General features: G+C 68.8%; 13 protein-coding genes. 3 read left to right on the forward strand and 10 right to left on the reverse strand.

Annotated elements, in window-relative coordinates; all coding sequences use genetic code 11:
- From AC1DQP_RS10935 to AC1DQP_RS10950, 4 genes are all read right to left on the reverse strand, one after another.
- Window positions 1-705: hypothetical protein (locus AC1DQP_RS10935; protein ID WP_478051586.1), on the reverse strand; the 705-nt coding region annotated here is incomplete at its 3' end.
- A gap of 176 nt (window positions 706-881) precedes the next feature.
- Window positions 882-1,619, reverse strand: a complete 738-nt coding sequence (locus AC1DQP_RS10940; protein WP_478051587.1) for an alpha/beta fold hydrolase — start codon at window positions 1,617-1,619, stop codon at window positions 882-884.
- Window positions 1,619-1,990, reverse strand: coding sequence for a hypothetical protein (locus AC1DQP_RS10945; RefSeq protein WP_256776658.1), 372 nt, complete (start codon window positions 1,988-1,990; stop codon window positions 1,619-1,621). Before AC1DQP_RS10945 ends, AC1DQP_RS10940 begins: the two co-directional genes overlap by 1 nt.
- Window positions 1,987-2,943, reverse strand: a complete 957-nt coding sequence (locus AC1DQP_RS10950; RefSeq protein ID WP_457318168.1) for a hypothetical protein — start codon at window positions 2,941-2,943, stop codon at window positions 1,987-1,989. Before AC1DQP_RS10950 ends, AC1DQP_RS10945 begins: the two co-directional genes overlap by 4 nt.
- A 183-nt stretch (window positions 2,944-3,126) precedes the next feature.
- Here AC1DQP_RS10950 and prmA point away from each other — a divergent pair, with 183 nt between their 5' ends.
- The 3 genes from prmA to fis all read left to right on the forward strand — a co-directional run bounded on the left by prmA (window position 3,127) and on the right by fis (window position 5,407).
- The gene (gene prmA, locus AC1DQP_RS10955) at window positions 3,127-4,047 is read left to right on the forward strand and encodes a 50S ribosomal protein L11 methyltransferase (RefSeq protein ID WP_457318169.1); all 921 of its coding nucleotides are present in this window, start codon (window positions 3,127-3,129) and stop codon (window positions 4,045-4,047) included.
- Window positions 4,048-4,100: 53 nt separating this feature from the next.
- Window positions 4,101-5,018 (forward strand): DUF3426 domain-containing protein, encoded by a 918-nt coding sequence (locus AC1DQP_RS10960; RefSeq protein ID WP_478051590.1) that lies wholly within the window; start codon window positions 4,101-4,103, stop codon window positions 5,016-5,018.
- Between the two features lie 113 nt (window positions 5,019-5,131).
- On the forward strand, window positions 5,132-5,407 hold the full coding sequence (fis, locus tag AC1DQP_RS10965) for a DNA-binding transcriptional regulator Fis (RefSeq protein WP_478051588.1): 276 nt from the start codon (window positions 5,132-5,134) through the stop codon (window positions 5,405-5,407).
- 39 nt (window positions 5,408-5,446) lie between these two features.
- On the opposite strand, the gene AC1DQP_RS10970 is transcribed toward fis, so the two are convergent.
- From AC1DQP_RS10970 to AC1DQP_RS10995, 6 genes are all read right to left on the reverse strand, one after another.
- Window positions 5,447-6,052 (reverse strand): hypothetical protein, encoded by a 606-nt coding sequence (locus tag AC1DQP_RS10970; protein ID WP_457318170.1) that lies wholly within the window; start codon window positions 6,050-6,052, stop codon window positions 5,447-5,449.
- An 84-nt stretch (window positions 6,053-6,136) separates the two neighbouring features.
- A complete protein-coding gene (locus AC1DQP_RS10975) occupies window positions 6,137-7,120 on the reverse strand; it encodes a phosphatidate cytidylyltransferase (protein WP_256776663.1) in 984 nt (327 codons plus the stop codon).
- A 14-nt stretch (window positions 7,121-7,134) separates the two neighbouring features.
- Window positions 7,135-7,767 (reverse strand): lysophospholipid acyltransferase family protein, encoded by a 633-nt coding sequence (locus tag AC1DQP_RS10980; protein WP_256776664.1) that lies wholly within the window; start codon window positions 7,765-7,767, stop codon window positions 7,135-7,137.
- Between the two features lie 36 nt (window positions 7,768-7,803).
- On the reverse strand, window positions 7,804-8,229 hold the full coding sequence (locus AC1DQP_RS10985) for a hypothetical protein (RefSeq protein ID WP_457318171.1): 426 nt from the start codon (window positions 8,227-8,229) through the stop codon (window positions 7,804-7,806).
- Complete coding sequence (locus AC1DQP_RS10990) at window positions 8,226-9,557, reverse strand: phosphatase PAP2/dual specificity phosphatase family protein (RefSeq protein ID WP_457318172.1); 1,332 nt, start codon at window positions 9,555-9,557, stop codon at window positions 8,226-8,228. The genes AC1DQP_RS10985 and AC1DQP_RS10990 overlap by 4 nt, the downstream gene beginning before the upstream one ends.
- Window positions 9,554-10,657 (reverse strand): class I SAM-dependent methyltransferase family protein (locus tag AC1DQP_RS10995; protein ID WP_478051589.1); only part of this gene is annotated, 1,104 nt, incomplete at its 5' end. The genes AC1DQP_RS10995 and AC1DQP_RS10990, both read right to left, overlap by 4 nt.

Raw genomic sequence — 10,657 nt, forward strand, 5'->3', positions numbered from 1 at the left:
GCGCTCGCCACCCGGCATCGGGCGCGGCGGCGGCGGCATCACACCGGCTTGCGGTGCAGCCGGCGCAGCAGCCGGATCACCCGGCGGCGGCGCCATCGGCGCGGCCGGTGCGTTCGGGTTGGCGCGGAACAGGCCGTCCACCCAGTACTGCAGGTCGCCGTTGTTGTCGCCCATCGCGGCAGGACCGGCGGCCGCAGCCAGGCCACCGGCCGTGGTCGCCGCCGCGCCAGCGGTGGCACCGGCCACCTTGGCGCCGGCACCGATCACCCCACCGATGGCCGTGGTGAGCAGGCCCGCGGTCAGCAGCGTCGCCACGGCCCACGACAGGAAACCATGCGCGGTGTCGCGGAAGTAGGTCTCATCGCCGTGCAGGTTGCTCCACTTGTTGCGCAGGCGCCCGGCGATATAGCCGCCCAGGCCCGACGCTGCGATGGCGGTGACGGTCAGCCACGCGATGCTGGACCAACCGAACGTTTCCTTCGACACGCCTTCATACGCCCACGGCGATACCGAGGACAGTCCCAGGCCAACGCCGAGGATCAGCAGGACCAGTGACAGCGCCGCAGCAGCGGCGGCACCGGCGAAGATGGCGCCCCACGAGACGGCGTGGTCATGCGCGGGTGCGATCACCGGCGGGGGGGTGACCACGGCGACAGTCGCGGTGGCCAAGGGATCTTGGGAGGCGTAATCGCCACGGGTATTCATTCGACAGGTTCTCCGGCACGTGCGCTGCGGATGCAGCCAACACCCGCAGGCTGCGCGTCGCACCGTGAAATACCCGAGAGCCATAAGCGAAGGCCGCGTGGACATGGCCGCCACGCGCCGATCACACCGATGCTGCGGCAGTCCGTGACCACAGGGTGGTACGGCAAGCCGCACCCTCAATCGATGTCGTAAACGCCCCGCATGAAGCCTGCGATTACCGCAGCCGCCGCTTCCGGACGCGCCTGCAGCATCAGATGCGGCCCGTCCAGCCGCGTAGTGGCCTGCGCCGGCAACATCGCCGACAGGTGGCGCTGGCAGCGCGCAGGCAGAAGACGATCGTGCGCGGCGTGCAGGCACAGGGTGGGCAGGTCCACCGCGCGTGCCTGCGCGKCGACATCCACGCCCAGTGCCGCCACCGCACGCACGCGCAACACCTGTGGGTGCACCCGCGCCAGCGCCGACTGCAACGCGGCACGCAGGGCCGGGCTGCCCCAGCGCCCGAACAACAGCCACGACAGTGCCGGCATCGGCAACGCGCGCACCGGCGCGCGGTACAACACCGCTTGCAGCCGGCGTAGCGCAAGCCAGGGCGAGCGCGCAAACGTCGTGGACAGAATCAGGCCGCGCAACCGCAGCGGGGGTGCGGCGGCGATCACCAGCGCCAACGGGCCCGAGAACGACTCACCGAGCAGCACGTAGTCGCCGTCGGTCGGCAGCGCCTGGCGAACGACGTCCGCCAGCGCGGCGTAATCCAGCGCGCGATCCACCGGGTAGGCAATCACCGTGACCACGACGCCCATCCGCGCCATCGCGGCGGTAAACGCGACGTGCTGGGTGCCAGTCGCATCCAGGCCCGGCAGCAGCACCAGCCGCAACGGGCGCGGGGTATCCACGCCCGCCGCAGCGTCGCGCATCAGCGCGCGACGTCGGCCGCGGTGACCTGGCTGTTCTTGACCGGCGCCACACCCAGCGATGAGGTCGGATCGACGATCACCATCGTCTCGGTGGAGCCATCGGGCCAGACCACCTGAAACGTGCTGCCCGCCGGCAGCGAGGCAAACGGCATGCCGCTCTGCGCGCGGTACACCGCAGCTACCTGGCTGGCACCGGCGCGGCGCACGTCTTCGGTGGCCTTGACCGAGGTCAGCTTCACCTTGGACAGGCTGCGATAGCGGTCCTCATAGGTATCGATCATCACCAGGCCGACCGCCCCGGCAGAGTAGGCCACGAACAACGCCACCCAGAACCAGAACTTGGCACCATGCAGGAATCGACGGTAATTCATCGCCCGTTCCTCTGCTTGATCAGCATTTCAACCAACGTCTTCATTTTCCCCGCACCTTGCCGCGATACCGCAGCGTCATACACGAAAGTGGCAAAGTCCTGCCCACCGTCCTGCGAACAGATCCCTCCGTTCGCGCAGAAATTGTTCATCAACACACTGTCCGGCCCGCACGCCATGCCCAGCTCGCACGCGGCCAGGCGCCAGGCCAGTTCACTGAACTGGTCGCCGGCCACCAGCCCGTCCAGCGCGCGATCGCCGCTGGCGCGCTGGCCCATGCCGGTGGACAGCGCCATGTAGGCTTCCGGGTCACGCGAATCCATCACCCGCTCGACCAGCCCACGGCGGTAGGTCGGGCTGTTCTCCAGCGGCTGGCCTTCGGCGAACAGCGACGCCTCGGCGGCGAGATTGCCGGCCTTGGCCGCCTGCACGCGCTGGGCCAGGATCAACTGGCGGCCCAGGCCGTCGCTGCTGACAAAGCCGCCGCAGCGCCGCGCGACCCGCTCGCGGGCCTGCACCATGGTCGGTGAAGCGGTCATGCCCATGCCGGTCAGCAGCGCGTTGTCCAACTGGTAACCGCCGGGATCCATCGCGTAGGTCGCGCAGTAGTCGTAGACACGGCTGACCATCCACGCCGCCTCGGCATTGCCGTTGCCCGCCTGCAGTTGCAGGCGCTGGGCGTAGGCGTAAAGGTCGGTGTCGCCTTCGATGTCGGCGCGGATGTCCAGCGGCAGGCCCGAGGCGATGGTGGTGCCGCGCTCGATCGACAGCAACTGGCGCGCCAGCTGCTGTGCCTGCACCGGCGCCGCGGCCACCTGCGTGACCGGCACCTCATCCACGGCGTTGCCTGCCTCGGCAGGGCGCACATGACCACCGGCGCGATAGCCCACCACCCCCAGCAACGCCAGGGCCGGTACGACCAGCAACCAGGTTTTGAGGGTAGGCACGAGGGCCATGCGCGGGACCGGAGGTTGCCGGCAGGGCAACGGGAAGCCAAGTCTAGCAAGCACCCGTAGCCCTGTCTGAATCCACCGGCGGGCCGAATCTCGCCGCGGCGGGAGACGCGCCTGGGTCGCGCGGCGGGCAGCCCACCCCCACAATGGTCTAGCATTCACCGTTTTCCGCAGGTAGCCCACCCCATGCCGTTCCTGGAACTCACCCTCCGCTGCAGCGAATCCACCCAGCCCCGCTATGAGAATGCGCTGGACGATGTCGGCGCGCTGGCGGTGACCCTGCTCGATGCCGATGCCGATACCAGCAACGAGCGCGCGATCCTGGAGCCGGGCGTGGGCGAGACCCCGTTGTGGAACGACCTGGTGCTCACCGCCCTGTTCCCGGCCGAGACCAACGCGTTGGCGCTGCTGGCCGCGCTGGATGCCTTCGATCCCGGCCTGGACTGGTCCGATGCCAGCTTCCGCGCGGTGCAGGACGAAGACTGGGAGCGCGCCTGGCTGGACCAGTTCCAGCCGATGGCCTTCGGTGAACGCACCTGGATCGTGCCGTGGAATCACGACCTGCCCGAGGCCGCGCAGGCCGACGATGCCGCCGTGATCCGACTCGACCCGGGCCTGGCGTTCGGCTCGGGCACCCATCCCACCACCGCGCTGTGCCTGCGCTGGCTGGACAGCCTGGCCGCCGACGGCGTGCTGGCGGGCCAGACCGTGCTCGACTTCGGCTGCGGCTCGGGCATCCTGGCACTGGCTGCGCTGCGGCTCGGCGCCGCGCGTGCGGTAGGTGTGGACAACGATCCGCAGGCGGTGATCGCCACCGGCGACAACGCCGAGCGCAACGGCCTGCAGGATCGTCTGCAGGTGTACCTGCCCGCCGACGAACCGCCGACTACCTACCCGGTGGTGGTGGCCAACATCCTGGCCTCGGCACTGGATGCGCTGGCCGACGTGCTGGCCGCGCGCGTTGCCGCCGGCGGTCGCATCGCACTGTCGGGCATCCTGCATGGCCAGGAAGACGAGCTGCTGGTGCGCTACGCGCCGTGGTTCGACCAGCTGGAGACCGCGCAGGACGGCGACTGGATGCGCATCACCGGCGTGCGCCGCGCGTGAGGCGGCATGAACGTGCTTGAATGGGCGCGCCCCTCCTGCCCGGCCCCGACCCGATGACCGAGCCCACGCCACCGCCACGTCGCCCGCTGGCCACGTTCCTGCGTGCCAGCCCGGCAGACACACCTGCCAGCGAACCACCCGCGCAGACGCTGCCGTCGGATGCGGACGCGGACGCCCAGGCATTGCCTGCGCAGTACACGGCGCCACCGGTGACGGAGGGCAAGGACTGGACGCAGACCGTGTCGGTCTTCGACCCGCCGCCCGCCGAGCGCGTGGCGCACGTGGACCACGGCGAGCACGCAGAACGCGATGCGGCGCCACGCGAAGACGCCCGCGTGGCGGCCACGGCCGAGGCGCCCGCATCGCGCGTTGACGCCGATACCGCGCACGCATCGGCAGTGCAGGATGACGATCCGAGCGTGGCGCCGGCCGAGGCAACCCCGCCCGTGCAGGGACGTGCCACGACCGCACCGAGCTTCATGYGGCTGCCCGTGGCGCCGCTGCATACGCCGCGCTGGCAATGGGGCGTGCTGGCCGGGCTGGTGGTGCTGCTGCTGTTGCAGATCGCCGTCGCCGACCGCGCGCGATTGGCTGCCGATGCCGGCACCCGGCCGTGGATCGCCGGGGTGTGCAGCGTACTGCGCTGCACGTTGCCGGCGTGGCAGGAGCCGGCGGCGTTCAGCATGATCAGCCGCGATGTGCGTCCGGTACCGGGCCAGCCCGGTGCGCTGCAGGTGCAGGCCAGCTTCCGCAACGATGCACGCTGGGCGCAGGCATGGCCGTCGCTGCGGCTGTCGCTGTCCGACGCCGATGGCCGCGTGATCGGCACCGGCGCGTTCGCACCGCGTGACTACCTGGACCGTTCGGTCGATGCCAACAGCGTATTGGAACCAGGACAAAGCGCGCAGATCGCGTTCCGCGTGCGCGAGCCCGCCGCGTCGACCGTCGCATTCACCTTCGAGTTCCTGTAACCCCGCGTTCCAGCCCGGAGCGTGGCGGCCTGCCCACGCACGCGCTAGACTGACCCCCTACAATTCTACGCCCGGGGCTGCTGTCCGCCCCGGCATCTGCACCGGGAACCTCCTTGAACGCTGTCCTTTCTCGTCCTGACAATAGTCGTGGCGCGCCGAAGCCACCGCTGCGCGAACACGTGGCCCAATCGGTCCGACGCTACCTGCGGGACCTGGACGGGTGCGATGCCGACGATGTGTACGAGATCGTCCTGCGCGAAATGGAMATCCCGCTGTTCGTGGAAGTGCTCAACCACTGCGAAGGCAACCAGAGCCGCGCGGCGGCCATGCTGGGCATTCACCGCGCCACGCTGCGCAAGAAGCTGAAGGAATACGGCATCGCCACCTGATGGCGGTGTGGACGCAACGCGCGTCCGGCAAGGCGCGGGTCAGTGCTGTGCCAGCCATGCTTCCCAGGGAAGAGGTCTGCCAAGGTGCTCCCGCAGCCATCCGACATCGCGGACGCGCTCAAGACTATTGCGCAGCGCAAGGACCTGGCCTGGCACGCGGTCCGGATGGCCGAGGGGCCCTTCAAGTGCAAAAATCCTGAACGTGTTGCCAGGCGTTCGCTGGAAGCGGGCGATGGCTCCGTTCGAGAACAGAATCGCGCCTTCATCCATCGCCGGCACGAACCGGTAGACCTCGATTGCGTGCAGGTCTGCGAGCACGGAAAGCTCGATCAGCAGCTCGTCCACCCTGGGCATGCGCCGATACAGCCGAATCCCATCGCCAACGCACTTGCCTTGTTCCAAATAGAGCTTGTACTCAATGCCACGCGTGCGCCGCCGCTCACGCAGATCGACGAAGTACGACAGCAAGACCTCCGGTCCTGCGCCCCAGCATTCGTCCGCCTGTGCCTTCAGTGCGCCTGAGTCGCCGAGGCTGTGCCAAGGCGCCGCAGCGCGGCCATCACGCTCACATCCCAGGTAGATCGACAGGAAGCCGACGTACCCGTAGGTGCGAATCAACATGCGTATGGCGTCATGCGGGGACATCAAGGTTTCCAGGCAGAGAAACGATGCAAAGGGAATACGGCATCGCCCGCTGGTGACGCGCATCGACGGTTTGCCCGATACGCCTCACGCGCTCCAGAAGTACCGCACAAGGTGGAAGAACACCGGCGCGGCGAAGCACACCGAATCCAGTCGATCAAGCATGCCGCCGTGGCCCTCGATCATGTGGCCCCAGTCCTTGATGCCGCGATCGCGCTTGATCGCCGACATCACCAGGCCGCCCCAGAACCCCATCAGGTTGACCGCCAGCGACATCCCGAACGCCTGCCACGGCGTGAAAGGGGTCAGCCACCACAGCGCCGCGCCCAGCGCGCTGGCCGACAGCACCCCACCGATGAAACCTTCCACGGTCTTGGACGGCGACAGCTTCGGTGCGATCAGGCGCTTGCCGATCAGCTTGCCCCAGATGTACTGCAGCACGTCCGAGGATTGCACCACGATCACCAGGAACGCGAACAGCAGCAGGTTGCGCGCCGGCTCCACCCCGGCCAGCTTCAGGTTCAGCAGCGCCGGCACGTGGGAGATGCAGAACACGCAGATCATCAGCCCCCACTGCACCTTGGACGTGCGCTCCAGGTAATCGGTGGTGTCTCCGCCGATGGTGGCCAGGATCGGCAGGAACAGGAACGCATAGACCGGGATCAGCAGCGTGTACATGCCGTACCAGTCAGTCCACACCAGCCAGTACTGCCACGGCAGCACCACGTAGAAGGCGGCCAGCAGCGCGTAGTAGTCGCCGGCACGGGTGGGCGTGAGCGTGATGAACTCGCGCAGCGCGAACAGCGACACCACCGCAAACAGCACCACCACCCCGGTGCGTCCGAAGAAGAACGCCAGCGCGACCACCGCGGCCATCACCCACCACGCGCGGATGCGCGAGACCAGGTTGGCCAGCACCGTGCTGGGCGCATGGCGCGCGCGCCAGCGCAGGGTCTCGGCGATGACCGTGGCCACCACCAGTACCGCCGCGATACCGGCAAACAACAGCCGGGTCTGCGCGTGCGTGGACAGCTGCGCGATATCGCTGGCCARGCTGGAAAACAGCAGCATCCCCTGCCCGGCCATCATGCGCGCTGCCTGCGCGGCTGCGGATCCAGCGCCAGCAGCGACACCCGGGCACGCTCCAGGAAGCGGTCCTTGTCCTCATCGGCCTTCAGCCGCAGCGGCTCGCCGAAGGTGGTGGTGCACAGCAGCGGCAACGGCAACCAGCGGCCCTTGGGCATGACCCGCTTGAGGTTGTCGATCCACACCGGCACGAACTCCAGCTCCGGGCGCTGCCGGGCCAGGTGGTAGATGCCGCTCTTGAACGGCAACACCCCCTCTTCGGTATTGCGCGTGCCCTCGGGGAACAGGATCAGCGAGTTGCCTTCGTCCACCGCCTGGCACAGGCAGGCGATGGGATCGTGGTCGCGCTTGGCCGCATCGCGCTCGATCAGCACGCCATTGAACACCGCGTGGATCAGGTAGCGGCGCAGGCCGTCGCGCTGCCAGTAATCGGCCGCTGCCACCGGGCGGACCTGGCGCCGCAGGGTGATCGGCAACGCCGACCAGATCAGCACGAAATCGCCGTGGCTGGCGTGGTTGCCGTAGTACACGCGATGGTCGCTGGACGGTGCACAGCCCTGCCACAATGCGCGCGCGCCGGTCAGTGCGCGGATCGCGCCACTGCAGCTGCGTGCCACCAGATCAGCCAGCATGTCCTGCCCTCATCGTGATTGCATCCCTTGCGTGAGTCATCCGGATATCCGCAACCACAGCGCGGCCAGCAGCGTCAGCGCCTGCAGCAGTACGCACGCGCCCTGCCCGCGCAGCAGACCGCGCATGCCCTGCCAGCGCGCAGGCCAACCACGCGTGGGTGGCACCGCATCGCGCAGGCCCAAGGCCTGCAGCGCATCGTCGATCGGTCCCGGTGCGGCATCCGGATGCGCGGCCAGCAGGCCGTCCAGCAGTGCACGGTCGAAGCCGATCCGTGCAGCGAAGTACGCCTGGCCTGCACCGGCCAGCAGCGACAACAGCGCGATTGCCACCACCGGCATACTGCGCGGCGCCAGCAGCAACAGTGCCAGTGCGGTCGCCGCAAGCAGCGTGGAAATCACCGCCGGAATGCGCGCCTGGCGCAGCAGCGCGGCCATCGCCTGCACCTGCATCGCCGTGCTCATGCCTGCACCCCCGGCGCATCGTGGGCGTGCTGCGGCTGCACCGCCAGTGCGATCGCAGCGCGATGCCGTTCATGCAGCACGATCCACGGACAATCCAAGCGGAGCAGCCGGATCGCCGCATCGGCGCTGTCGGCATGGCCGCTGCGGCACAGCCAGGTCGCCACCGCTGCGGCACTGCGTGAATAGCCCAACGCGCAGCACACCAGCACCTGTCCACGCCGATGCCCGTGCGAGATCGCATCGGCGGCGCGGCGCAGGGCGTCCGGTGAGGGCGTGGCCAGGTCCAGCATCGGCACGCTGCGGTAATGGCGCACGCTGCCGCGGAACGGCAGCTCGGCGCAGACATCGACCACGGTCGGCATCGTCAGCACCGCACCGGCATCGGGCATGCGCCCCAGCCACACCCCATCGATCACCAGCTGCGGCTGCGGCGCACGTCGCGTCCACCAGCGCGCGTTCAACCACGCCGCCAACAGGTACGGCGCCAGCAACCAGCGCGCGGCCATGCTCAGGCGCCCGTCTTCCTGCTTCTGGAATACCGCCGTGCCCAACGCCGCATAGCCCAGTGCAACCAGCGCCAGCGACAGCGCCGGCCAGCCCAGCCACAGCACCCAGCCACTGAAGGTCAGCGCCAGGGACGCGCACAGCGCGCTGCCCAGTGCGTACAGCGCGGCCAGCCGCCAGCGCGCAGCATCGGCCGTCCACTGCCAGTGGGCAAGCGGCGAGCGTCCGTGCACCGGCCACAGCCATACGCACAGCCAGCCCACGGCCACGCCGGTAGGCACATCGACGAAGTGGTGCTGCCAGGTGGTCAGCACGGAAATACCGATCAGCGCGAACCACACATGCAGTGCGCTGCGCCACCATCCACGCAGGTGCTGCTCAAAGCGCACCCACAGCACCACCAGCAGCACGATGTGCAGCGACGGTGCCTGGTTGAAGGGTTTGTCGAAGCCCAGCAGCACGTCGAACAGCCAGCCGAACACGCCGCCGGTCTCCGGGCGCTCCAGGCTGAAGCGCAGCGGCCACAGCAGGAAGCAGCCCACCGACAACAACTGCGCGGTGAACAACCGCCGCGCGTGCATGTCCAGTTCGGCGCGTTGGGTGCAGATGAAGAACGACGCCACGTAGAACAGGTCGATGGACCAGTACGGGACGATGGTCCAGGCCTGGAACGGGATCTTCGCTTCCCAGTCGAACACGATCGAGGGCACGTACGGCAGGCGCCCGGCCATCGCATTGGCCAGGCCGTAGCTGAGGAAGAAGAATGGCCCCAGCAGCGCCAGCCAGACCAGCGCGCGTCGCCATGGCCGCGCGCCCTCGGTCATGGCAGCACCCGCCGTGCCAACGAGACGGTGAAGATGCCGAAGCGGTCGATGCGCTGGGTGACTTTCTCAAAGCCGGCCAGGCGCACCAGTTCGTCCATTTCCTGCTGGGTGCGGCGCCGCATCACCCAGGCCACGCCTTCGCGGTGGCTGGTCAGCGCGCGGGCGATGAACTCCAGCTGCGGGTGCCAGGGCTGGCCGGTGTAGACCAGGTAGCCGCCTTCGCGCATCGCCGCGGCGATGCCCTGCAGCGAGCGCAGCACCGCGTCATTATCGGCAAACAGTTCATACAGGCCCGATACCGTGGACAGCGTCGGCGCCACCGGCAGCGCGGCCAGCGAGGCCGCGTCGAATGCATCGCCCTGCTCGAAAGTGGCGATGTCGTCGGCGCCGAACGCGCTGATCAGCTTGCGACCGTCGATGACGTTGCGCTCGCTGAAATCGCGCAGGGTGATCGCCTCCGCACGGTGTTCACCCTGTGCCAGCGCGTCGAGCACGTAACGACCGTGGCCGGCGGCCACGTCCAGCACCCGCACCGGGCGACCTTCGCCATGCAGGTGCAGGGCGGCCAGCTGCAGCAGCTCGCGCACGTGGGTACGGCGGATGCGGATGCCGCGCCAGCCGATCGCGTCCAGGTAGTTGCGGTCGATCATGCGGCCCAGCGGTCCGCTGCCGCGCGCCTGGTCGCGATAGATGTAGTCCAGCGTGCTGCCCGAGTCGAAGCCGCTCTCCAGCCCCAGCGCGATGCCTTCGGACAGCCTGCCGCCGAAGCGCAGCCCGGCGCGGGTGAAGCGCCAGTAGGCGTCCTTGGCGCTGTTGCGCTGCGGCGGCCAGGACAGGATTTCGGCCTCGTCGAAAGTCGGCCCGTGGCGATGCGCGTCGCGCAGGCTGGGTCGTACCAGCGGCTGGGCGAAGCGCTCGCTGATGAAACGGCGGATGGAGGCGATGGCTGGCGCGCGGTCACGTTCGCCCAGGGTGTCGTGGAAGAAACCCGGCAGCAGGTGGCGTTCCTTGATCGGCGAGGACAGGCGCTCGTAGAAGCGGTCCTGCGGCGCACGATGCACCACGAAATCCGCGCCGGACACCAGCAGCTGGGTTGGCAC

This window comes from Stenotrophomonas sp. P5_A8 (assembly GCF_056400545.1).

Bases quoted from the DNA above. Each gene is read 5' to 3' on its own strand.
- AC1DQP_RS10970 (WP_457318170.1), bottom strand. From the start codon at position 6,052: ATGTCCCCGCATGACGCCATACGCATGTTGATTCGCACCTACGGGTAC.
- AC1DQP_RS10980 (WP_256776664.1), bottom strand. From the start codon at position 7,767: ATGCTGGCTGATCTGGTGGCACGCAGCTGCAGTGGCGCGATCCGCGCA.
- AC1DQP_RS10990 (WP_457318172.1), bottom strand. From the start codon at position 9,557: ATGACCGAGGGCGCGCGGCCATGGCGACGCGCGCTGGTCTGGCTGGCG.
- prmA (WP_457318169.1), top strand. From the start codon at position 3,127: ATGCCGTTCCTGGAACTCACCCTCCGCTGCAGCGAATCCACCCAGCCC.
- AC1DQP_RS10945 (WP_256776658.1), bottom strand. From the start codon at position 1,990: ATGAATTACCGTCGATTCCTGCATGGTGCCAAGTTCTGGTTCTGGGTG.
- AC1DQP_RS10985 (WP_457318171.1), bottom strand. From the start codon at position 8,229: ATGAGCACGGCGATGCAGGTGCAGGCGATGGCCGCGCTGCTGCGCCAG.
- AC1DQP_RS10950 (WP_457318168.1), bottom strand. From the start codon at position 2,943: ATGGCCCTCGTGCCTACCCTCAAAACCTGGTTGCTGGTCGTACCGGCC.